This window comes from uncultured Veillonella sp. (genome assembly GCF_900545795.1).
Classification (GTDB): Bacteria; Bacillota; Negativicutes; order Veillonellales; family Veillonellaceae; genus Veillonella_A.
Map to the genome: position 1 here is coordinate 115,731 of NZ_URAR01000001.1, position 22,599 is coordinate 138,329.

23 protein-coding genes and 1 other annotated feature are annotated in these 22,599 nt (G+C 39.1%); of the genes, 8 read left to right on the forward strand and 15 right to left on the reverse strand.

Annotation, left to right across the window (positions count from 1 at the left end; translation table 11 throughout):
- Positions 1 to 102 precede the first annotated feature (102 nt).
- The gene (locus tag QZR90_RS00460; RefSeq protein WP_295787479.1) at positions 103 to 858 is read left to right on the forward strand and encodes an adenosylcobinamide amidohydrolase; all 756 of its coding nucleotides are present in this window, start codon (positions 103 to 105) and stop codon (positions 856 to 858) included.
- A gap of 130 nt (positions 859 to 988) precedes the next feature.
- Here the strand turns inward: QZR90_RS00460 and QZR90_RS00465 are convergent, their stop codons facing one another.
- Positions 989 to 2,002, reverse strand: coding sequence for an asparaginase (locus QZR90_RS00465; protein WP_295787482.1), 1,014 nt, complete (start codon positions 2,000 to 2,002; stop codon positions 989 to 991).
- A gap of 129 nt (positions 2,003 to 2,131) precedes the next feature.
- On the opposite strand from QZR90_RS00465, the gene QZR90_RS00470 reads away from it, so the two are divergent.
- Positions 2,132 to 3,568, forward strand: coding sequence for an aminoacyl-histidine dipeptidase (locus QZR90_RS00470; RefSeq protein WP_295787483.1), 1,437 nt, complete (start codon positions 2,132 to 2,134; stop codon positions 3,566 to 3,568).
- A gap of 239 nt (positions 3,569 to 3,807) precedes the next feature.
- On the opposite strand, the gene QZR90_RS00475 is transcribed toward QZR90_RS00470, so the two are convergent.
- The gene (locus tag QZR90_RS00475; RefSeq protein WP_295787487.1) at positions 3,808 to 4,326 is read right to left on the reverse strand and encodes a flavin reductase; all 519 of its coding nucleotides are present in this window, start codon (positions 4,324 to 4,326) and stop codon (positions 3,808 to 3,810) included.
- 259 nt (positions 4,327 to 4,585) lie between these two features.
- Here QZR90_RS00475 and QZR90_RS00480 point away from each other — a divergent pair, with 259 nt between their 5' ends.
- A complete protein-coding gene (locus QZR90_RS00480; RefSeq protein ID WP_295787490.1) occupies positions 4,586 to 4,975 on the forward strand; it encodes a helix-turn-helix domain-containing protein in 390 nt (129 codons plus the stop codon).
- Between the two features lie 24 nt (positions 4,976 to 4,999).
- On the opposite strand, the gene QZR90_RS00485 is transcribed toward QZR90_RS00480, so the two are convergent.
- Positions 5,000 to 5,398, reverse strand: coding sequence for a MerR family transcriptional regulator (locus QZR90_RS00485; protein WP_295787492.1), 399 nt, complete (start codon positions 5,396 to 5,398; stop codon positions 5,000 to 5,002).
- 272 nt (positions 5,399 to 5,670) lie between these two features.
- Here QZR90_RS00485 and QZR90_RS00490 point away from each other — a divergent pair, with 272 nt between their 5' ends.
- From QZR90_RS00490 to QZR90_RS00510, 5 genes are all read left to right on the forward strand, one after another.
- Positions 5,671 to 6,498, forward strand: a complete 828-nt coding sequence (locus tag QZR90_RS00490) for a MerR family transcriptional regulator (RefSeq protein ID WP_295787495.1) — start codon at positions 5,671 to 5,673, stop codon at positions 6,496 to 6,498.
- A gap of 205 nt (positions 6,499 to 6,703) precedes the next feature.
- Positions 6,704 to 8,182 (forward strand): UbiD family decarboxylase, encoded by a 1,479-nt coding sequence (locus tag QZR90_RS00495; protein WP_295787497.1) that lies wholly within the window; start codon positions 6,704 to 6,706, stop codon positions 8,180 to 8,182.
- Positions 8,183 to 8,384: 202 nt separating this feature from the next.
- Positions 8,385 to 9,770 carry an SLC13 family permease gene (locus QZR90_RS00500; protein WP_295787500.1) on the forward strand — a complete coding sequence of 462 codons (1,386 nt, stop codon included), beginning with the start codon at positions 8,385 to 8,387 and terminating at the stop codon, positions 9,768 to 9,770.
- A gap of 209 nt (positions 9,771 to 9,979) precedes the next feature.
- Positions 9,980 to 10,540 (forward strand): UbiX family flavin prenyltransferase, encoded by a 561-nt coding sequence (locus tag QZR90_RS00505; RefSeq protein WP_295787503.1) that lies wholly within the window; start codon positions 9,980 to 9,982, stop codon positions 10,538 to 10,540.
- Between the two features lie 4 nt (positions 10,541 to 10,544).
- Positions 10,545 to 11,060, forward strand: coding sequence for a hypothetical protein (locus QZR90_RS00510; RefSeq protein WP_295787507.1), 516 nt, complete (start codon positions 10,545 to 10,547; stop codon positions 11,058 to 11,060).
- A 367-nt stretch (positions 11,061 to 11,427) separates the two neighbouring features.
- Here QZR90_RS00510 and QZR90_RS00515 read toward each other — a convergent pair whose 3' ends face one another.
- The 12 genes from QZR90_RS00515 to QZR90_RS00570 form a co-directional block, all read right to left on the reverse strand.
- Positions 11,428 to 12,705 (reverse strand): O-acetylhomoserine aminocarboxypropyltransferase/cysteine synthase family protein, encoded by a 1,278-nt coding sequence (locus QZR90_RS00515; protein ID WP_295787510.1) that lies wholly within the window; start codon positions 12,703 to 12,705, stop codon positions 11,428 to 11,430.
- 144 nt (positions 12,706 to 12,849) lie between these two features.
- Positions 12,850 to 13,788: a homoserine O-succinyltransferase gene (metA, locus tag QZR90_RS00520; RefSeq protein ID WP_295787513.1), complete on the reverse strand. Its 939-nt coding sequence runs from the start codon at positions 13,786 to 13,788 to the stop codon at positions 12,850 to 12,852.
- A 282-nt stretch (positions 13,789 to 14,070) separates the two neighbouring features.
- Positions 14,071 to 14,336: a binding site (T-box leader), on the reverse strand.
- A 529-nt stretch (positions 14,337 to 14,865) separates the two neighbouring features.
- A complete protein-coding gene (gene atpC / locus QZR90_RS00525) occupies positions 14,866 to 15,279 on the reverse strand; it encodes an ATP synthase F1 subunit epsilon (protein ID WP_295787520.1) in 414 nt (137 codons plus the stop codon).
- Positions 15,280 to 15,282: 3 nt separating this feature from the next.
- Positions 15,283 to 16,707, reverse strand: coding sequence for a F0F1 ATP synthase subunit beta (atpD, locus tag QZR90_RS00530; protein ID WP_295787525.1), 1,425 nt, complete (start codon positions 16,705 to 16,707; stop codon positions 15,283 to 15,285).
- A 31-nt stretch (positions 16,708 to 16,738) separates the two neighbouring features.
- On the reverse strand, positions 16,739 to 17,605 hold the full coding sequence (gene atpG, locus QZR90_RS00535) for an ATP synthase F1 subunit gamma (protein WP_295787530.1): 867 nt from the start codon (positions 17,603 to 17,605) through the stop codon (positions 16,739 to 16,741).
- A 3-nt stretch (positions 17,606 to 17,608) separates the two neighbouring features.
- Positions 17,609 to 19,144 (reverse strand): F0F1 ATP synthase subunit alpha, encoded by a 1,536-nt coding sequence (atpA, locus tag QZR90_RS00540; protein WP_295787538.1) that lies wholly within the window; start codon positions 19,142 to 19,144, stop codon positions 17,609 to 17,611.
- Between the two features lie 2 nt (positions 19,145 to 19,146).
- A complete protein-coding gene (gene atpH, locus QZR90_RS00545; RefSeq protein ID WP_295787544.1) occupies positions 19,147 to 19,713 on the reverse strand; it encodes an ATP synthase F1 subunit delta in 567 nt (188 codons plus the stop codon).
- 4 nt (positions 19,714 to 19,717) lie between these two features.
- Positions 19,718 to 20,209: a F0F1 ATP synthase subunit B gene (gene atpF / locus QZR90_RS00550; protein WP_295787550.1), complete on the reverse strand. Its 492-nt coding sequence runs from the start codon at positions 20,207 to 20,209 to the stop codon at positions 19,718 to 19,720.
- A gap of 66 nt (positions 20,210 to 20,275) precedes the next feature.
- Entirely contained in the window at positions 20,276 to 20,533 is a 258-nt protein-coding gene (gene atpE / locus QZR90_RS00555; RefSeq protein WP_295787554.1) for a F0F1 ATP synthase subunit C, read from the reverse strand.
- 72 nt (positions 20,534 to 20,605) lie between these two features.
- Positions 20,606 to 21,277: a F0F1 ATP synthase subunit A gene (atpB, locus tag QZR90_RS00560; RefSeq protein WP_295787560.1), complete on the reverse strand. Its 672-nt coding sequence runs from the start codon at positions 21,275 to 21,277 to the stop codon at positions 20,606 to 20,608.
- 173 nt (positions 21,278 to 21,450) lie between these two features.
- A complete protein-coding gene (locus QZR90_RS00565) occupies positions 21,451 to 21,801 on the reverse strand; it encodes a hypothetical protein (RefSeq protein ID WP_295787565.1) in 351 nt (116 codons plus the stop codon).
- A gap of 63 nt (positions 21,802 to 21,864) precedes the next feature.
- Positions 21,865 to 22,071, reverse strand: a complete 207-nt coding sequence (locus QZR90_RS00570) for an AtpZ/AtpI family protein (RefSeq protein ID WP_295787570.1) — start codon at positions 22,069 to 22,071, stop codon at positions 21,865 to 21,867.
- Positions 22,072 to 22,599: the final 528 nt, after the last annotated feature.

Genomic DNA, 22,599 nt, shown 5'->3' on the forward strand with positions numbered 1-22,599 from the left:
AAAACAATTTATATTAAAAACATATACATCATTTTAGTATGAGTATATGTAACAAATACTCTTTTATAACTAATTATATATACATATACACAAGGAGCCTTTATGACAAAACGAAATTCCTTAAACCCTTATGCAGCACCTGACCAATTAATGGTCGGTGGCTATGTATCAACCACGCATTCAGCTTTAACAGTGGCCTTCGATGAAGTGCATTACAGTCTCAGCACTAGCCCACTAAATGGAGGCTTTCATCACACCCTCGCCTTGCGCAATCAACAGCTCAAATTTTATGTAGATAGCGAAAAGGAATTACCTGGTGGATCCGTAGCCAACTACTTAAGCCTCGAGTTTGAACAAGAAGATTATCCTATTAATTTTTGCACTGGCCTTATTACAAGTGCCTCTATGGACTGGCATGCATATGCCAAAGTGGAAGTGGACAATATCATAGTCGAAGCCATCGCTACAGCAGGCTACGACGAAACAGCTCATCGCGCAGGCGATGGCTATCATTATATTGAAACAGATGGCCACTTCGCACCATTACATACAATCAACCTCTTACTCTTTACCAATCAAGCCCTCACTGATGGTGCCATGACAAAAGCCCTCATAACAATTACAGAAGCGAAAACTGTGGCTTTAAGAAAAGCTCAAATTCGCAGCACCACCGGAGATCATATGGCTACTGGTACCGCTACAGATGGCGTCATCTTAACAATCGACACCAATGGACCTTTATTAACCGACACAGGTACGTTCTCCCAATTTGGCGACACCTTGGCCAAAGCAGTACGCCTCGCTATTAGCCGGGCCTTAGAAAATGGAGAACGTGCTAACTTAAGTACTAAAGCTTAAGTTAAAACACAAGTTGCCTCTCAGGACAAACCAATAGTGCAGCTTAAGCTATTAAAACACATAGTAAGCTAAGCCAATCATACGGCTTAAATCTTTCAAATCCTAAAAACTTAACATCTTAAAACGCAGCTTAATATGTATAAAAGAGTTCTTGCAATTCTTTTATATTATCAGTTTGACATAAGCCTAACATGAGTAAAATGCGCGCTTTTTGTGGCGTCAATGTGTCGCTCACTATAAATGGTGTCCCTAAGGACGACCCGGAGCTAACCATACCACTACCTGTGCGGGAGGCTCTCACAACAGGAATCTCTATATGACTTACTTTTTGATGAATCACTTCTGGTAAAATGCCATGGCCTAATCCGCCTAAGACCAATCCTTTAGGCTTTAGTGCTAACACACCATCCAATATCGCCGCCGGCATATCAGCATATAAAGTAAGACTTATGACTAATGGCAAATCACAAGCTTCATCAATAAGCTCATTCTCATGCCCTTTGCCCTCTTTTGCTACAGCAAATTGACTAGATGCGGTGTGCTTACGTAAGCTTTTATAATAAAATCTTGGTACACCTTCTTGAACAAAGCCCATGTGACCAAAGTAAGGACTCTCAAAAGTCTCTACCGCGGTTGTATGGGCTTTATGTACGTCACGAGCACAATCAATAGCACCATTAAGGACAACTAATACGCCTTGCTCCCAGGCCTCTTTAGATCGTGCAGTCTGTACGGCCTGTAATAAATTTAACGGCCCTTCTGCACTAATTGCGCTAGCCGGTCTCATGGAGCCCGTGCAAATAATTGGCTTATTGGTATGAACTGTAAGATGCAAGAAATACGCGGTCTCCTCCATCGTATCAGTGCCATGCGTAATCACTACACCATCCACATCAGGACGATCCACATAAGCCTGGACGAGCTGCGCCAAGCCCTGCCACCGCTTAACAGTCATATCGGAACTATCAATATTACAAAATTGTTTACTTTCAAAAGGACCATATTCAGCCAGTCCCGGAACGGATGTTACTAAGGACTCTACACTTAATTCGCCTGCATGATACCCAGTTAAATCATCTGCAGTGGCACTTTGCCCTGCAATAGTTCCACCAGTTCCTATAATAATTAATTTATTTGAATACATACAGCCTCCTCCTAACCTAAAAACTCTAATAAAATTATATCAAAGATGTATGTATTTTCACAAATCATAACAAATATGATAGTATAGAGACATGGAGTTTTTTACGTAAATTTTAAACGAGGTGTTAGTATGAGCAACAACAAAACGATTGCATACTTTGAACAAATGAATCAAATCCCACGTGGCTCTGGCAATGAACAAGCTGTCAGTGATTGGCTCGTCCAATTTGCCAAAGATCGTCAACTCGAAGTAGAGCAGGACGAAGCCTTAAATGTAATTATTCGCAAGCCAGCAACACCAGGTTATGAAAATAGACCTTCTGTTATTCTTCAAGGCCATATGGACATGGTTTGTGAAAAAAGTGATGCTTCTACACACGATTTCACAAAAGATCCTATTGAGCACATCATTGATGGCGATTGGCTTCACGCCAATGAAACTACCCTTGGTGCAGATAATGGCATTGCCGTAGCTATGGCACTGGCTATCTTAGATGACGAAACGGTGGCTCATGGTCCACTAGAATGTCTCTTCACAACATCTGAAGAAACTAGCATGGTAGGCGCTAATGCGATTAAAGAAGGTCAAGTAAAAGGCCAATATTTACTCAATATCGACACCGAAGAAGAAGGCGAATTCGTAGTCAGCTGTGCTGGTGGCTGTGGCGTAACTGTAGAGATTCCACGCCTTCGCGACAATCGCGATACACAATTCAACAAGGCATTAAAATTAAGCATTACAGGATTCTTAGGTGGTCACTCTGGTATTGAGATCAATAAAGAACGCGCTAATGGCAATCAAATCCTTGGACGCCTCCTCTACGAATTAGCCCTTCAATACAATTTCCAACTTGCTAATTTTGAAGGTGGCACGAAACACAATGCCATCCCTCGCGTAGGATCTGCTACGATTTTACTCAAAGAAGATGATGTAACAGCCGTAACCAATTGGATTAAAGCAAAAGTAAAACTATATCGCCACGAATATACACCGCAAGATGAAAATATTGACATTCTCATCAGTGATGCAGAACTATCTGACACAGTATATGGCGGTGATACTGCTGAATCCTTATTAACCTTCTTATACTTAGCACCTAATGGCGTATTCAGCATGAACCATTCGCTTGAAGGCTTAGTAGAAACAAGTAATAATATTGCCATCGTAAAAGAAACGGAACATACAATTAATGTATCTGTATCAATCCGCAGCTTATCCGATAGCTCTTTGGACTTCTTAGTGAAGAAATTCCAACTCTTAGCTAAAACATTAGGCCTGGCTGTAACTGTAGGGGAAGGCTATCCAGCTTGGGAATATGAACCAGGCAGCAAACTAGAAGAACAAGCCACTGCTATCTACGAACAAGTAACAGGGCAGAAACCACTCGTAACAGCAATTCACGCCGGTCTCGAATGCGGCCTTTTAAAATCTGTGATGCCAAATACAGAAATGATTAGCTTTGGCCCTAACATTACTCATGCTCATACACCACAAGAGCGTGTCAGCCTATCTTCTGTAGATCGCATCTATACCTATTTAGTGGCTTTACTAAAAGACTTAAAATAGAAATAGAAGTAGACCTACTCTTATATCCCTGCATGTACTGCAGTAATAAAGAGATATATACAGTAACTGAAGCGTATAATACAGTAACTGAAGCGTATAATAAATACAGTATGCGCTACAGGTCATTCAATCATAAATAAAGACCTAATATTATAAATTTACTAACATATTTACTAATACAAAAAGGCTATAACGAAGTGAAAATTAGTTCTCACTTGTTATAGCCTTTTTAATATTCTTTACTCTTTAACTAATACTTTTTGAATTTCACCTACATACATGTCGTGGAAGTCGCGTTCTGGATAAGTTTGTTCCATAATCTCTTTATCGATAAAGCCTTCCTCTACAATAGGAGCACGATAAATTTTTCGACAAATCAGAACTAAATCAGCTTCTTCAAAATAAGTGGTATCCATATCAAAACCTGGCGTTAATTCCATTTTGCCAACTTTATCTTCATCGCGACCAGAATGAGTACCAATATAAGCTAATTGACGCTTATATTCCTTGCCAAAGAAGGAAAGTGTAAAATACTCTTCACGGTCAACGAACTCTTTTGTATAACGCTGTGGGCGCACATACACAATAGCTGTTGGCAAGCCCTTATTATGAGCCCATAAAGCTCCTAAATGGCCCCAACTAGCGGTCATGGTATTAAAGCCACGCTCTTCATTGCCAGCTGTAATTAACAACCAATCATCAGAAATCATTGTCATAGGATTTAATTGCAATTCTTTTACTGAAATTTCTTTCATCATACTGTCCTTTCTCACTCAATCTAGTTTGCACCTTCTTTCAGGTGTGCGCATTTATTTTATAATTATATTGACTCTATCAAAATTGCCTCTAATTCTACTCTATACAAATAGAATATAATGGACACTATATTTGATAGGTATCCCGTCACATGCTATTATAAAATAGATACAATTAACTGAAAAGACGGCACATTTTTTTACTATAGGAACAAATTTGTTACAATTAAGCTCTATTGGGCCTTAAAGGGGGACATATATTTTGCGCAACTTATATCATCTCGCCATTGATGCAACACTTGAAATTTTAAGCGGTAAATGGAAGCTCTTAATTCTTTGCCATCTAGGAGACGGCACCTTACGAACAGGCGAACTAAAGCGACGCATGCCTGGCATATCACAACGCATGCTAACCCTACAATTACGCGATTTAGAAAAAGCAGGCATTATAAGTCGAACTGTTTACAATGAAGTACCACCACGGGTGGAGTATAGCTTAACAGAACGAGGTCTTAGTCTTCGCCACATTTTAGAAGACATGTCAGACTGGGGTGCCAATTTAATCGAAGCGCGCCGTGAAGCTGGTGAAACCATTGAAGTTATGGCCCCTTCAGATCACGGTCTAAGAGCTCATCCCAAAGAAAAGAAATAGCAGATAAAAATAGTCAGTCGCCCCTTATTTCTGATTTGCTTTCCAGTCCTCTACCAATTTAGCCGTAGCAGCATTACAGTCCTTATACACTATGTCGATTTTATAATCTAATACTTCCAAGCAAGCCTGAATTTCGGCTTGCTTTTCTAATAAGCTTTCCCTTGTTTCCACCAAAATCTCTCGCCGTGCAGCTTCAGTGCCAGTGCCTTGCAGCGCAAGCTTCACATATTCTACAATACCTTCTAAAGGTACACCTGCCTTTTTAAAGCAGAGGACAAATTCAATCCACTTGATGCTTACCTCATCAAAGTCACGAATCCCTGCAGCAGTACGCGGCACTTCAGGAATTAAGCCAATTCGCTCATAATAGCGCAAAGTATCAGTCGTAATATCAAATTTAGCAGCTACTTCTTTTATAGTCATATATATCCTCTTTCCTTTATTATGTGTTAAATATAGTCTATCTATTATACTCTTAGTATAAAGCTTTGAGTTAACTCTAAGTCAAGAGAACATAATAATAAAATACTACGCATAAATTTCAAGCGCCTATTGTCTATATAGCTACTATACAGTTGTATAATTACTATACAGCCTTTTAGTATTTCAATATATTACAATCTTTACTGTTTCTATGCAATTTTCTGTTCAGTTTTTATCATAACTTGTCCCGTAACTTTTACAGCGAGGTATATATGGAACATTTAATTTCAATCAGCGAAATGGCCAAACTTCACGGCATTTCAAGACAAACTTTAATCCATTATGATCGCATTGGCCTCTTTAAGCCCAATTACACGGATGAACGAGGCTACCGCTACTACAGCCGCAAACAAATTCCCTTCCTTCGAAAAATATGCTTTTTAAAAGCCATGGGAATTAGTCTAAAAGATATTACAGAGTACATCTATAAGAACAATATTGAAGATAGCTTAACACTTTTAAAAGCTCGTAAACGCGAAGTTATTAAGGAAATTGCAGCTCTCAATACTATGCGTGAACGACTGCAGCAGCAAATTAACTTATTTGAAGAAACCTTGGAAGTCAACGAAATGAATCTACACGATCCTTTTATTACCTATCGTGCAGAACGACAAATTATTTATGAACCCTATTTACAACCTATTAATAAGGAAAACCTTCACCTCACCTTGATGGCCTTATGGCGCGATATTTTTGCGCATCAACTCCTCCCTTCTGCCGGCTTTGGCTCCTATTTCCCAGAGGAAGCGGTTAAAGCTCATCGTCCCTTAGATAGTGCGTCTAGCTGTATTTTCGTGCCTGTAATGCCCGTTGAAGACTCTAATTCTACCATTTTACCAGCTGGAGAATATGCCTGCCTTTATAAATACGGCATGCCTTACGAAACTAAGTATATCGACCAATTATTACAGTGGATTGATGCCCAAGGATACGAACTTTGTGGTGATGTAATCGACACTTGCCTACTAGATACTACCTTTTACCAAAACGATGAAGATGTAGATTTTTGCCTCCTAGAAATGCCCATTAAGAAAAAATAATATATTCCTTACTACAACTCTAACTGACGCAAATTGCAATTTGCGTCAGTTTTTTTATCTATAAATTCATAAATAGCATAGCAAAAGCGCCTTGACTATATAGTAAGTATCGAGATTATGCTTAATTTGTGATCACAGGACTTCACTCTAGCTATTCTTACAGAGTTAGCCCTAGAGTATTTTATTGGTATAAGGAGGATTACTTATGAGTAATGAAGTTATCGACTTACGCTCTGCCTTAGAATTACTTAAGACATTGCCTAATCAATTAGTAGAAACCGATGTAGAAGTAGATCCATCAGCTGAACTAGCCTGTGTATATCGTCATGTAGGCGCTGCCGGTACTGTAGAAAGACCTACAAAACTTGGCCCTGCCATGATGTTTAATAATGTAAAAGGTCATCCTGATGCCAAAGTTGTCATTGGCGTCTTATCTGACCGTGCTCGCGTGGCTGCTTTACTTGGTACAACAGCAAATAAACTAGGCTTTTTACTTCGCGATTCCGTAAAAAATCCAATCCAACCAATTACGATTGATAATAGCCAGGCTAAATGCCAAGAAGTTGTCTATAAAGCTACTGACCCAGATTTTGATATTCGTAAAATTGTCCCAGCACCTACTAATACACCAGAAGATGCAGGCCCTTACATCACACTTGGCATGTGCTATGCATCTGATACAGAAACAGGTGAATCAGATGTAACAATTCACCGCCTCTGTTTACAATCTAAAGATGAAATCACCATGTTCTTCACCCCAGGTGCGCGTCATCTAGGTGCATTCCGTGAAAAGGCCGAAGCTCTTGGTAAACCACTGCCAATCTCCATCAGTATTGGCGTGGACCCAGCTATCGAAATTGGTGCATGTTTTGAACCACCAACTACGCCAATTGGCTACAATGAATTAGCTGTAGCTGGCGCTATTCGCGGCAAAGCCGTAGAACTAGCCCCTTGCCTTACAATTGACGAAAAATGTATTGCCAATGCAGAGTATGTTATTGAAGGCGAGCTCATTGTAGGCCAGCGCATGCGTGAAGATATTAACAGCAATACGGGCAAAGCTATGCCAGAATTCCCTGGCTATACTGGACCAGCTAATCCAGAAGTACCTATTATCAAAGTAAAATGTGTAACAACCCGTAAAAATCCAATTATGCAAACTTGCATAGGACCATCTGAAGAGCATGTTAATATGGCAGGTATTCCAACTGAAGCATCTATTATTGACATGGTTGAAAAAGCTATGCCAGGTCGCTTACTTAATGTATATGCAGCCCGTCCAGGTGGTGGTAAATTCTTAGCTATTATGCAATTTAAGAAAACCGTACCATCAGACGAAGGTCGTCAACGTCAAGCAGCCCTTCTTGCCTTCTCTGCCTTCTCAGAATTAAAACAAGTTATTTTAGTCGATGAAGATGTAGATATTTTTGATCTTAGTGATGTTATGTGGGCTATGATTACACGCATGCAAGGTGATATTGACATTATCAATATTCCAGGCGTTCGCTGTCATCCATTAGACCCTTCTAATGACCCAACTTGTAGCTATACAATTCGCGACCATGGTATTGCTTGTAAAACTATCTTCGATGCGACGGTTCCATTTAATCAGAAAGATCGCTTCCACCGTGCTAAATTTATGGAAGTGGACCCTACTAAATGGCTTCCTGATTTTAAGGCCTAAGCCAACCAAACAAGTTTCAACCTATACATACCAAATTGGTACAACAGTATACTCATAACTTTAAATTCTAGTACTGATTGCCCTTAGAGACTTCTTTAAGGGCAATCAACATACTCATGTAGATGAAACATGGGTACTAAAAATACATACTCTTAATAGCCACTTCGGCTAAGAAATTAACTATTAATCGAGGAGTGATTCCATGTCAAAACATAAACGACTCATCGGATTAATTACAGGTCTCTTATTAGGTCTCATTGTATATTTAATCCCTATTGCCGACCTCGCAGCCCCTGGCCATATTTGTCTCGCCTTATCGCTCATGACCGTTGTATTTTGGGCCTTTGGTGTAGCTCAACCAGGCTATGTATCCGGTCTTTACTTAGTTTTATTAGCTGTCTTAGATGTAGCCCCTAAAACACTCATTTTCTCCACCTGGAACACATCTATGATGTATCTCATCATCGGCGCCTATTTAATTGCCACCGCTGTAAAAGAATCAGGTCTAGGTGAACGCATTGCATATTGGTATATATCAAAATACGTAACTAATTTCAATAGCATTATTATTTCTATTTTCGTGCTCACCTTTATCCTATCACTCTTAATCCCACATCCATGGCCTCGTGCCTTTCTCATCATGTCAGTTATGGCCGTCGTAATAAAAAGTGCTAATATGCCCAAAGAAGATGCCATTAAAATTGGCTTCACCGTATTTACAGCGTCAATTCCTGTATCCATGATTTTCTTAACCGGTGATGCTTCAATCAATCCACTAGCAGCTCAATATGCGCAACCTGTAGAAGTAGGCTGGCTTATGTGGTTCGAAGTTATGGGCGTCCCTATGATTTTAACTAGCATTGTGACGATGCTTATGATTATGTTCATGTTCAAACCAACTCAACCGGTACAGATTAACCAAGCTGATATTACCCAAAAGCGTGCTGAAATTGGGCCTATGAAGGGTATAGAAAAACGTACAGCTTTTTGGGTGGTACTAGCCATCATTCTGTGGATGACAGACTCCATTCACGGCATTGATATTGGTTGGGTAACACTTTTTATTGCAGTCATGATGGCTATGCCTAAAATTGGTGATGTTCTTACACCTGCTAGTTGGAGTGCCGTCCCTGTACAAACCTTATTATTCTTAACTGCTGCTGTTGCTATTGGCCGCGTAGGGGCACAAACAGGAATGAATGCGTGGCTAGCACAAACCTTATTGCCGTCATTCGTACCAGAGAATATCTTCATTTTAGCTGCCTTTGTTACACTCATTGCCATTGTAATTCACTTGTGCTTTGGCAGTGTTATTGCCGTTATGGGTATTGTTATTCCTGCCATGTTAGCTTTTACCGAAGCCCTAGGCATCAATCCTATTATCCCTGTTATGGTTGCTTACACAGCCATCAACGCTCACTTTATCTTGCCATTCCACAATCTAGCTATCCTCGTTGGGGCGGGGGAAGAAAATGGCATGTATAGTGAAAAGGAATGTATCAAATTCGGTCTTCCTTATACACTTGTTCTCTTTATTATTACTTGCTTATTTGAAGTCCCTTGGTGGAAAGTTATCGGATTGTGGTAGTATAACCATACCCTTGATCTTAGATTGACATACTACTATTAGCGTTTGTCTAAAATAGCAGTTGCAAAGCTACTTATCTATTAATCATAGGTCTAAGTACTACTATCAAGCATAAACTAACTTTCTATTATTCAACTTAAAACAAAGGGCCCCATAAAGCATAAAAATGATTTCAAATCTATAATTTTGTATTTATTTTGGAGGTTATTATGCGTCTTATCGTTGGTATTTCCGGTGCTAGTGGTGTAATTTTAGGCTATCATATGCTCAAAGCATTAAAACTCATTCCCCACATAGAAACACATCTTATCATCACTGAAGGGGCGGCTCTTAATTTTTCTTGCGAAACAAATTTAACACTAGAAGACGTTAAAGCCGAAGCCGATGTAGTATATGCAAATAACAATTTAGGCGCCGCTATTTCTAGCGGTTCGTACAAAACTGATGGCATGGTCATCATCCCTTGCAGTATGAAAAGTCTATCTGGTATCGCCAATGGTTACGCTGATAATCTCCTCAATCGAGCTGCTGATGTTTGTTTAAAAGAAAATCGCAAAGTAGTTATCGTTCCACGAGAAATACCCTTAAGCCGTATTCATTTAAAAAACATGAGTACACTGGCTGAATATGGCGTCTCCATCGTGCCGCCATTGCTAACGTTTTACAACAATTCAAATTCTGTGGAAAAGCAAATCCAACATATTATTGGCAAAGTTCTTATGCAATTTGGAATAGACTATAAGGAATTCGTTCCTTGGGAAGGCATGTAATCTTATGAGCACAGTAAAGCAATTCTCAAATATCCAAGAACAAGTTTCAAGCCTATCAAAACAATCTGAGCTTACGCCTACGACTCCTACAACACCTTTAAAATCACTTATTACACAACACTTTAACTTTGGAGACGCCCCTTATCATATATATGGTACAGCCACTATTATAGGGGATGATCTAATCCTCGCTATAGGAGGCAGTGAGGGACCACACATCGGAGCCGTTGCGGTAGGAACACCTTGTACTAGCTGGACCCCAGGCAAAGAGCGCACAGCAACTGCCTCAATCATCTGTGTGCAAGGACATATGGATGATACCTTAGCACGTCAAGGCGCCTTGCAATTAGCAGCAGCTCTAAATACTACGGTTACAGTAACAACTGGCATCCATTTAGATGATGCTAGCCTTGAAGATATTAAAATCTTATCTAATAATTTTAACCAATTCATAGAGCAAGTTAAAACCTGGGCTCTAAGCCTCTCTCTATATCCGACTAAGAAAAAATTGCTCATTTAAACTAATTCATCCAGCGACCAAATTGCAGAAAAAATTTCTTAACTCATCTATATTTTAAAGATTCATTATTTTATATTTTTAAATTTCTAGCATTCTATATTTTTGTCCTTATTACACAACTCTTTAAAAATTTCCTATACAATATGTTTCCTATAAAGTTCCTATTACACTTTATTCCATTTAAAATTCCTATTACAATTTATTCCATTACAAAGCGAAACGGTAACCTATCCAACGACTAGGTTACCGTTTCTTACTATGTTAAGGAGAGTTTCGTATTAACTTAGAAAGTCTCTAGATTAATACCATCTATTAGTACCACCAATATTGTGGATAGGTATAAGGTGTTGTATGAGCTACGACCGTTTTATACGTGCTCCAAAGCTTGTGCCAAATCATCAATTAAATCCTCCACATTTTCAATCCCTACAGATACGCGAATCATATCTGGACTTACGCCAGCAGATTTCTGTTCTTCTTCATTTAGCTGTGCATGAGTTGTACTCGATGGATGAATTACTAAGGATTTAGCATCCCCCACATTGGCCAAATTAGAGAATATCTGTAATGCATCAACAAACTTAATGCCTTCTTCCTTACCGCCTTTTATGCCAAAAGTAAAGATAGAGCCAACGCCTTTTGGATAATATGTATCGGCTAAGGCTTTATATTTACTAGTTGCCAGCTCTGGATAATTAACCCAGGCTACTTTAGGATGATTTACTAAGAAATCAATAATTTTACGCGTATTTTCTACATGTCGTTCTACACGTAAGGACAAGGTCTCAATGCCTTGAAGAATCAACCAAGCAGCCAATGGAGTTAAGGCAGCTCCTGTATCGCGCAATAATTGAGCACGCACTTTCACAGTAAATGGAATTGGTAAATCGCCATATACTAAGCCATTATAATGTATATCTCCAGCAACAAAGTCAGGGTAGCGACCACTGGCTTTGTAATCAAATTGACCACTTTCCACAATAACACCTGCAATCGTAGTTCCATGACCACCTAAGAACTTAGTAGCGGAATGAACAACTACATCAGCACCATGTTCAAACGGACGAATCAAATATGGCGTGCCAAATGTATTATCAACAATAAGAATAATGCCATGCTTATGGGCAATATCAGCCACTGCTTTAATGTCGATTAAGTTAATATTGGGGTTGCCTATGGATTCAATGTAAATAGCCTTAGTCTTATCATCAATACCTGCTTCAAAAGCACTTAAATCATCAGGATCAACAAATTTAGTGGTAATACCAAAACGTGGTAAAGTAGCACTAAATAAATTATATGTACCACCATACAAAGTAGAGGCTGCCACAATATTATCACCTGTACCTGCTACATTTTGAATCGCATAAGTAATCGCCGCTGAGCCAGAGCCTACGGATAAGGCCCCAGCACCACCTTCAAGAGCGGCTACACGCTTTTCTAATACATCGTTTGTTGGGGTACCAAGACGAGAATAAATAGCCCCTGGATCGCGAAGTGCAAAACGGTCAGCAGCTTGCTGTGCATCTTTAAATACATAGCTAGTAGTTTGGTGAATTGGCACCGCACGTGCGCCTGTTTCGTCGATAACTTGACCTTCATGTAATTGAATTGTTTCGAATTTATACTGTTTGTTGTTGCTCATAATTAATCTCTCCTCTTTCTCAATAGGCTTCTCACACCTAATATCAATCTGTCTAGCCTCTCCGGATCTCTCAGGTCCCTCATTGAAGCATATATTTTTACCCTTTACTTCTCCCCCAACGTGTCCTTACGGATTACTACGATACTATGTAATTTGTGTCTTCATTTTTTGAATTTGTTCAATAATATATGGTGTTTCCTGATACACATAGTAATTTAACCAATTTGTAAATAATAAAGTACCTGTAGAGCGCCAGCGCACAATCGGCTCTTTAGTAGGATCGTCATCTGGATAATAATGTTCTGGTACATCAATCTCTAAGCCCAAGGCTACATCACGTTCATATTCTCGCTGCAAAGTGTCACGGTCATATTCAGAATGGCCAAATACAAAAATATGCTTATTGTCCAAGCTTCTCACCACTGAAGCTCCCGTCTGCTTAGAATCAGCTAAAATTTCTAAATTTTCATTAGCTCTAATTAACTCACTACTCACCGTTGTATGTCTTGAATGAGGCATATAGAAAACCTCATCCATCCCCCTAAGAATCATGGGCCGTGAATTATGTACCTCATTTTCAAAAACTCCAAAGAGTTTCTTTGGTAGCAATTCCTTATCAATACCAAAGTGATAATAAATACCAGCCTGCGCCCCCCAACAGATATATAAAGTAGAGTACACATTAGTTTTGCTCCACTCCATAATTTCTACGAGCTCTGGCCAATAGTTTACTTTCTCAAAAGGCATTAACTCTACAGGTGCCCCGGTTATAATCATGCCATCAAAAAACTCTGATTTTATATCCTCAAAGGTTCTGTAAAATGATGTCAAATGCTCCTCTGATGTATTAAGGGCTTTATGGCTTGCCATGTGCAGTAAGGTAATGTTTAATTGTAATGGCGTATTACTTAAGGCTCTTAATAATTGTGTTTCCGTCGTTTCCTTAGTAGGCATCAAATTGACTATTAAGATTTTTAAAGGCCGTATATCCTGTGACTCCGCTCTTACAGAGTCCATAACAAATATATTTTCCTTTGCCAGTTTTGCAATCGCCGGTAAATCCTTTACCACTGTAATAGGCATTCCATCACCTCCCAATTCCCTTATATATCACTACTCGTTCATCCCAAATCTCTTTTTTCTCAAGTTGTTTTTATAACTTTCAGTCTTTTTCTCCTGTCCTTTTGGTTTATTATTCTTCTCATACCTTTTTAATTTTCTATTGCTCAAATTCTTTTTTGAATTCTTCCTTTTTCTACTCTCCCTTTTTCTGCTCTCCCTTTTTTCTCAACCCCTATGGCCTCAATCTTCTACCTATCGCCTCCTAATTTGCTATATAAAAAAACGTCCTCACTCATCAGTATGAACAAGGACGCTGTATAAACGTGTTACCACCTTGATTTAAGTATATTTCACAATATACTCCTCAACCAGTACGACTTATGAATATAAATGACTCCATAAGTTTATACTGTGGCATTATAACGGTTGCATCCGCCGAGACTAAAGCTTGCGCATTCCACCTCGGTTACTCCAAGACCATTTTCATCGCATTCCCTTGCATCCCCTTTCACCTTACGGGACTCTCTGTAGCAGTTTCCTGCGAATACTTATCTCTTCATCGTCTTTACTGTATGCTATTATCAAACCATCACACTATGTGAGCTTTGCTTGAACTGCACTAGTTGATTTACTTGATGTAGTAACTATACCAATGTGACCTTCAAGTGTCAACACTCATTTTACTTCATTCCACTCACAAAAGACTTGAAAACTATCGTAAATAATATAGTACCATTTTTACAAAAGACTCTATTTTTAACTTAAAACACTGTATTAAAGGCATTCTTTCTTCAGTTGAATCTTGAAATACTCTTCATAGGTATAGGCATAAACTATAACAACTGATTAAGAACAACTATATTCATGTACTCTCACTAAGAACAAAACCTAATAAATTCACCAAGCACAAAATTCAATAAATTGGCAAAACAAAAAGGACTGCACAATGCAGTCCTTTCTTTATGTCCATTGACTTTTATAGTAAATTCACTACTAATAATTCGTCGTTCTCCCCATCACCTAAAGAGATCACAAGTTACAGACACGCCTATTAATCAACTAGCCTCCATAAAAAAGCTAATTAATTCAGTCGCTGTCTTATACTTTATGTTTTGCCTCAATACGCAAGAGAGCGCGTTCTAAAGCTAAGCGTGCGCGATCAAAGTCTACATCTTCATGATGACTTTTTAAACGCTCTTCCGCTCTTTCTTTAGCCCGTTCAGCACGATCTACATCAATTTCACTAGGCAGTTCACAATTTGGTGTAACAATGTTAATTTCATCTGGCTTTACATCCATAAAACCACCAAAATTAGCAAAGAACAATTGCTCCCCTTCTACAGTATCAATGCGAAGTAGGCCCATGTCTAAAGCAGCAACTAAATTGGCATGTCTTGGTAAAATCCCAAGCTCCCCATCTTTAGTGCGTACTACAACGAATTTAGCATCGCCAGAGAATATGGTGCTATCAGGAGTAATCACATTTAAATGGATTTTGCTTTCGCTACTCATGAATTATTCCCCCTTCTCCAACAATTCCTTTCCTTTAGCAACGGCTTCATCAATGGTACCAACCATGTAGAAAGCATTTTCAGGTAAATTATCATGTTTACCTTCAAGGATTTCTTTGAAACCACGTAAAGTTTCTTTTAATGGTACATACTTACCAGGGGAACCAGTAAATACTTCAGCTACGAAGAATGGTTGACTCAAGAAACGTTGAATTTTACGTGCACGAGCAACTGTTAATTTATCATCTTCAGATAATTCTTCCATACCAAGGATGGCGATGATGTCTTGTAAATCTTTGTATTTTTGAAGTACTTCTTGTACGCCACGAGCAATTTTGTAATGTTCTTCACCAAGTACTAATGGGTCAAGAATACGGCTTGTGGAGTCAAGTGGATCCACCGCTGGGTAAATACCGATTTCAGCGATTGAACGAGACAATACTGTAGTTGCATCCAAGTGAGCAAATGTTGCCGCTGGTGCTGGGTCAGTTAAGTCATCGGCAGGTACGTATACAGCTTGTACAGATGTAATGGAACCTTCTTTTGTAGAAGTAATACGCTCTTGCAATGCCCCTACGTCATTAGCCAAGGTTGGTTGATAACCTACGGCAGATGGCATACGGCCAAGCAAAGCGGATACTTCAGAACCAGCCTGAATGAAACGGAAAATATTATCTACGAATAACAACACGTCTTGCTTTTGAACATCACGGAAGTATTCCGCCATAGTAAGACCTGTTAAGGCTACACGCATACGAGCTCCTGGTGGCTCATTCATCTGACCATATACTAAGGCAGTCTTAGAAATAACGCCAGATTCCTTCATTTCGTTCCAAAGGTCATTACCTTCACGAGTACGTTCACCTACACCGGAGAATACGGAGTAACCACCATGTTCTGTAGCGATATTATGGATTAATTCCATGATCAATACCGTTTTACCTACGCCGGCACCACCGAACAAACCGATTTTACCACCTTTTACATAAGGGGCAATAAGGTCAACGACTTTAATCCCTGTTTCAAGGATAGTTGTTTCTGGTGCTAAATCGTCAAACTTAGGCGCTGGACGATGAATTGGCCATTGTTCATCTGCTTTTACAGGTGTGTCATCATGGTCAACAGTTTCACCAAGTACGTTGAAAATACGGCCAAGTACGCCATCACCTACTGGAACAGAAATAGCTGCGCCAGTATCAACAGCATCCATACCACGAGTAAGGCCATCAGTGGAGCTCATCGCTACGGCACGTACGGTATCATCACCTAAGTGCTGCATAACTTCAACTACAATGACTTCTTCCTTACCTTGGTCATCGACTTTTTTAATGTTAATTGCGTTGTAAATAGCTGGTAAGTTCCCCGCCGTGAAGAGAATATCAACTACCGGTCCAATAACCTGTACAACTTTACCAATATTATTACTCATTTAAGAGGTCTCTCCTCCTTTATAGTTCTACCTATTGCAAGGCATTCGCGCCGCCGACAATTTCAGAAATTTCATTCGTAATGCCAGCTTGACGTAATTTATTGTATTCCAAATTAAGGGTACTAATCAATTCACCTGCATTGTCCGTTGCGGAGGTCATTGCCGTCATTCGAGCACCAAGCTCACTAGCGGAGGCCTGCAACAATGCATTGTATACTGTAATCTCTAAATACTTAGGCAAGAGCTCACTATAAATAGCTTGTGCGCTAGGTTCATAATAATATAACTCTTGCATTTTTGAATCATCTTGCTCTGGGCTTGTAACTGGCAATAAGTCTACACTTTGCACTGTTTGTGTTAAGGAGTTAACAAAGTGAGTGTATACCATTACTACCTTATCTACTTTGCCTTCTAAGAAAAGCTTAGTAGCATCATTTACAATACGCTGTGCATGGCTATATTCTGGTTTATCAGAGAAGCCATAGTAGGACTCAGTAATCGGATATTTTTGATGAGTTAAATAATCCATTGGTTTACGGCCTACAGTAATAGCTTCGTAATTAGCTCGATCCTCAGATTCAACAAGTCGAGTAAAGTATTTAGTTAGGTTACTAGTATATGCACCGGCTAGGCCTTTATCAGCACCTATAATAATGTAAGCGGTGCGCTGTACTTCTCTTACTTCCATAAGAGGGTATGCAGCTAATTCAGCAGCATCCAAGCTACCTGCTACATTATTTAAGATTTGGCCTAACTTTTCTGCATAAGGCTCCGTAGATTTTGCTTTTGTCTGTGCACGGCGCAATCGGGCAGAGGCTACCATTTTCATGGCCTTAGTAATCTGCTGCGTATTTCGTATACTTTTTATACGCTTACGTAAATCCTGTGCACTGGCCATTAACTACGCCTCCTCTGAAATCAAGTGATGGGTATCCCCAAATGACTCGATACATTCCTTAATCGCTTGTTTTAATTTTTCTTCTGTTGCTTCTTCTAATTTCTTAGCAGTGGCAATATCAGTCAAAATATCACTATGATTGCTGTGAATATAGCGTAATAAAGCATCTTGGAATTCAGATACATCAGCTACTTCAATAGATGCTAAGTATCCATTAATACCTGCATATAAGCAAACAACTTGTTCTTCAACTTTTAAAGGAGAATATTGTGGCTGTTTTAACATTTCAGTTAAGCGTTCACCACGATCAAGTTGAGCTTTAGTGGATTTATCTAAGTCAGAACCGAATTGAGCGAATGCCGCCAATTCACGATACTGTGCAAGGTCAAGACGAAGTTTACCAGCAACTTGTTTCATCGCTTTAATCTGAGCACTACCACCTACACGAGATACGGAAAGACCTACGTCAACCGCTGGTCGAACACCAGAGTAGAACATATCTGTACCAAGGAAAATCTGGCCATCAGTGATGGAGATTACGTTCGTTGGAATATAAGCAGATACGTCACCAGCTTGTGTTTCGATGATAGGAAGTGCTGTAATAGAACCGCCACCCAATTCATCAGATAATTTAGCAGCGCGTTCAAGTAGACGGGAATGTAAGTAGAATACGTCCCCTGGATACGCTTCACGTCCTGGTGGACGACGAAGCAATAGACTCATCGCACGATAAGCAGCCGCTTGCTTAGTCAAATCATCATATACGCAAAGTACATGTTTACCTTGGTACATAAAATGTTCGCCCATAGCAACGCCAGAATATGGCGCTAAGTACTGCATTGGTGCACCTTCAGAAGCACCAGCAGATACGACGATGGTGTAATCCATAGCGCCTGCTTCTTCTAATTTTTGTACTACACGAGCTACGGTGGATTCTTTTTGACCAATAGCTACATAGATACAAATTACATCTTGCCCCTTTTGGTTCAAGATTGTATCGATAGCAATGGCAGATTTACCAGTACCGCGGTCACCGATGATAAGCTCACGTTGGCCACGACCAATTGGTACCATTGCGTCAATTGCTTTTAAACCTGTTTGTAATGGTTCAAATACAGATTTGCGGTCCGCAATACCTGGTGCAGGGAATTCCACTGGACGGTGGCCTTCAGGTTTAATATCACCTTTGCCATCGATAGGTTGTCCCAAGGCATTAACTACGCGACCAATAAGTTCATCACCTACTGGAACCTGCATGATACGACCTGTACGACGTACTTGGTCGCCTTCTTTAATTAAGAAGTCATTACCTAAAAGTACAGCACCAACATTGTCTAATTCAAGGTTGAGAACCATACCATATACGCCATGAGGTAATTCTAATAATTCGCCCGCCATGGCTTTTTCAAGACCGTAAATGTGTGCAATGCCGTCCCCTACTTCGAGAACTTTGCCCACATCATCAACGTTAAGTTCCACATTATAGTCCTGAATCTGCTGTTTAATTATGGCAGTAATTTCTTCAGGCTTCATTTTCATACTTAACCATTCACCCCAATCTCAGTTGCACCTGTTGTAAGCAAGTGTTTCTTCAAATCTTCTAAACGACGCGTTACACTAGCGTCAATACGAGTATCGCCAATTTGAAGAATAATGCCACCTACAATCGTAGGATCCACTTTAATATCAAAAATGTACTGTTTGCCTGTAACAGCTTTTAACTTGTCAGCTAAGCTACTATAAATTTCATCAGGCATTGGTTCGCTCACTATTACTGTAGCAGCGAAAATGCCGCGAGCTTCACGAGCTTTAATAATAAACTCTTTAATAGTAGACACAATATAGCGCATACGACCACGAGTGACCATGACCAACAAAAAGTTAAGAGCCAAGGCACTGATGGACTGACCAAAGATTTTAGTCAATACATCACATTTTGCTTGTGTTTCTAAGGCTGGGTACAATAAAAATTCGCCGAGTTCCGGCTGCGTATCCATAACATCCTTTACATAGGAAAGATCTTTTTCAATTTCTTCGAGAATGTTGCCTTCTTGTGCCAATTCAAAGATAGCGGTACTGTATTTATCTGTTACAATGTCTACACTCATACCATCACCCTATCGCTTTACTATCAAGCTTTTCAATTGCTTCTTTAATCAAATCCATATTAGCTTGACTATCAAGATTTTTGGCTACAATTTTACCAGCAACAGCTACGGAAAGAGTAATCATATCTTCGCGTATCTGTTGTAATGCTTTTGCTCGTTCCCGTTCAATATCGCGGCGAGCTTCTTCTTTTTCGCGTACTAATTGTTCTCTTAATTCATTAATTTGAGCCTGTGTATTAGCTTCTGCTTTTTTATTGGCTGCTTCTACAATAGCTTGCGCTTCTTTACGAGCATTACTTAACTGTTCTTCATACTCTTTTTTAGTCGCTTCAGCAGACTCTAAAGTCGCTTGTGCATTAGCCAATTCGCCTTCGATTTTGCTGCGGCGCGCTTCCATTACTTGTTGCAATGGTTTAAAAGCATATTTAGCTAAAATAGCCACTAAAATAAAGAAGTTAATAAATTGAACAATCAATGTACCGTTTACTTCTACCAACGGCGTTACCCCCTCTTAAAAATGGTTTATAACTTGCCCATCGCAATGTTCATTTTAAACAAGGGATTATAATTTACCTACTACAACGTCAGTGAATACAAGTACGATTGCAATAACGACAGCAATGATTGGAATAGATTCGATCAAACCGATGGAGATGAATAGATTAGTCATAAGTTTACCAGCCATTTCTGGTTGACGAGTCATACCTTCAAATGCTTTACGAACTGCAAGAGCATCACCAAATGCTGCTGCTAACGCTGCTAAACCAGCTACTAAACATGCACTGAATACACTTACTGACAATACAATTGCTTTTTCCATAATAAAATTCCTCCTAAAAATCTTTTTACATACAATTTAAACGGAATAAACTCTTTTGTTTGCTACATAGGATTAATGTTCATCAGCCACAGCCATGCCTAGATAAGCAGTGGTCAAAATTGTAAATACAAAGGCCTGAACAATACCAACAAAAAGGCTGAAAACGAGCCAAATAATCGGTGTTAAATAAGGGGCTAAGCTATTTAATAACTCCAATACGATTTCCCCGGCTATAATATTACCAAATAGACGGAAGCTAAGTGTTACTGGTTTTGAAATTTCTTCCATAAGGTGGAAGATAACGAAAACCACGAATGGTTGGAAAAAATGTTTCAGATAACCAACACCCTTAACACGTAAACCAATTAACCAAATACTTACTGAACTAGCTATCGCTAAGCCAAGCGTCGTATTCAAGTCACTAGTTGGAGATACTAGAATATGGGGACTTGGAATTAAGCCTAATTCGTTACTTATAAAAATAAAGAAAAAGAACGTAAATAACAATGAGCTAAACTTATTAAAATGTTCCCCTAAGGAGCCTTTTAATTGATCGCCAATAATCTCAAGCACCATTTCCACGCCATTTTGTAGGCCCGTAGGAACCATCTTGCGCTGTCTTGTAGCAAAGAACGCAATAATCAAAATAATTGCCATGGTAAGCCAAGTCATATACAATGTGTCCATGTTAAATGACAGCCCCCACATCTGAACGACATGATGAGTCCCTGCATGCATTTCCATAATATTCACCTCCTTCCGTCTATTGTTTTCTATCTGAAGGTAATAATATTCTTCTCATATTTCAAAAAAGATAGACCTTTTGTGATTAGCCTGCGCTTTAGCAAGACCCATCTTACTTTGAAATGTCAAACTGTTCGCTTCTTGGAGTAGGCCTGCACCAAAGCCTTAATAACTTAACCTTTAAGTACAGCATGTCGCTCTTCAAGAATGCGGGAGCGTATATGTTCATAGAAGGAAAATGGTTTCCAAATGAATATACCGCCCAAGTATGCAATATAATGAAATTCTATAAAAATTATATCTGCTAATACAGTAGCAATCGCCACAACACCAAATCGGATAAACATGCCAATTTTTGTTGAATTTGCTGCTGCAACTGGGTTCTTCTTGGCATCTTTAATGACTAATACCGCTAACACTACCATATAAATGATATTAGTTAAGCATCCCCAAATCCAGCCAAGAATATAATGTTCTAACTCTACAATCTCTAACAATAATGTTACTACCAATGCTGCTACCACTGTGTGCAGTAGCATCCTCTTAACAAACGTCAAAAATTGTACGAAGGCAATACTCCTCCTTAGTCACTTCACTACGCGCAGGTACAAAGAATAAAGACCTCCTATACCTCCTGTTAAGCTGCCTATGAGAGTGAACCAAGGTGATGTATCTAAGATACGATCAAGCCCCACACCAATCGCCAGACATCCTAATATAGACACGAGCAAGCTAAAGCCTGCTGACATGGCTACATTCAATGCCTTTAAAGTCGTCCGATCTATGGGTTTCATTAAGATCACCTGCTCTTTGATGAATTAAACAGACAACACAAGGTATAAAAAGTCAGTTCTTGTCACATATGAATGTCTTAAAATAGAGCCAAACCTACTGCTTTACTTTAACACTTATTAAATTATAGCATTTTTCGCACTTATATCACCAATGCAACTATAACATGTATACTTTTACCTTGAATTGTGTACATCAATTTAACAAATAATATTCAAAACCTTGAATATATGCATGTTTACATGACTTATAAAGTGATTATACAAAATTTTTTTGCACTTTACAACAGATTTTTGTCCTTTGTAAAAATACCCAACTATTCCAAAAAGTAATATATAAAATGAATTCTCATCACATTTTAGAATAACTTGACGTAAATGAATATAATCTCCGCCCTCTTTCCGTATAAGCTTAAAATATATCCAAAGTTAGCATATTTTCTATATTTTAAATATTTATGTAGTATTTCCGGAAAATTTCACAGCCTAGAAAAACAAATTACCCCCTGTAACTCTCATCAGGAGCTACAG

Coding starts and splice junctions, on each gene's coding strand:
- QZR90_RS00470 (WP_295787483.1), top strand. CDS start 2,132: ATGAGCAACAACAAAACGATTGCATACTTTGAACAAATGAATCAAATC.
- QZR90_RS00505 (WP_295787503.1), top strand. CDS start 9,980: ATGCGTCTTATCGTTGGTATTTCCGGTGCTAGTGGTGTAATTTTAGGC.
- QZR90_RS00510 (WP_295787507.1), top strand. CDS start 10,545: ATGAGCACAGTAAAGCAATTCTCAAATATCCAAGAACAAGTTTCAAGC.
- QZR90_RS00485 (WP_295787492.1), bottom strand. CDS start 5,398: ATGACTATAAAAGAAGTAGCTGCTAAATTTGATATTACGACTGATACT.
- QZR90_RS00500 (WP_295787500.1), top strand. CDS start 8,385: ATGTCAAAACATAAACGACTCATCGGATTAATTACAGGTCTCTTATTA.
- QZR90_RS00495 (WP_295787497.1), top strand. CDS start 6,704: ATGAGTAATGAAGTTATCGACTTACGCTCTGCCTTAGAATTACTTAAG.
- atpA (WP_295787538.1), bottom strand. CDS start 19,144: ATGAAAATGAAGCCTGAAGAAATTACTGCCATAATTAAACAGCAGATT.
- atpG (WP_295787530.1), bottom strand. CDS start 17,605: ATGGCCAGTGCACAGGATTTACGTAAGCGTATAAAAAGTATACGAAAT.
- atpE (WP_295787554.1), bottom strand. CDS start 20,533: ATGGAAAAAGCAATTGTATTGTCAGTAAGTGTATTCAGTGCATGTTTA.
- atpD (WP_295787525.1), bottom strand. CDS start 16,707: ATGAGTAATAATATTGGTAAAGTTGTACAGGTTATTGGACCGGTAGTT.
- atpC (WP_295787520.1), bottom strand. CDS start 15,279: ATGAGTAGCGAAAGCAAAATCCATTTAAATGTGATTACTCCTGATAGC.
- metA (WP_295787513.1), bottom strand. CDS start 13,788: ATGCCTATTACAGTGGTAAAGGATTTACCGGCGATTGCAAAACTGGCA.
- QZR90_RS00570 (WP_295787570.1), bottom strand. CDS start 22,071: ATGAAACCCATAGATCGGACGACTTTAAAGGCATTGAATGTAGCCATG.
- QZR90_RS00490 (WP_295787495.1), top strand. CDS start 5,671: ATGGAACATTTAATTTCAATCAGCGAAATGGCCAAACTTCACGGCATT.
- QZR90_RS00465 (WP_295787482.1), bottom strand. CDS start 2,002: ATGTATTCAAATAAATTAATTATTATAGGAACTGGTGGAACTATTGCA.
- QZR90_RS00515 (WP_295787510.1), bottom strand. CDS start 12,705: ATGAGCAACAACAAACAGTATAAATTCGAAACAATTCAATTACATGAA.
- QZR90_RS00460 (WP_295787479.1), top strand. CDS start 103: ATGACAAAACGAAATTCCTTAAACCCTTATGCAGCACCTGACCAATTA.
- atpH (WP_295787544.1), bottom strand. CDS start 19,713: ATGAGTGTAGACATTGTAACAGATAAATACAGTACCGCTATCTTTGAA.
- QZR90_RS00475 (WP_295787487.1), bottom strand. CDS start 4,326: ATGATGAAAGAAATTTCAGTAAAAGAATTGCAATTAAATCCTATGACA.
- atpB (WP_295787560.1), bottom strand. CDS start 21,277: ATGGAAATGCATGCAGGGACTCATCATGTCGTTCAGATGTGGGGGCTG.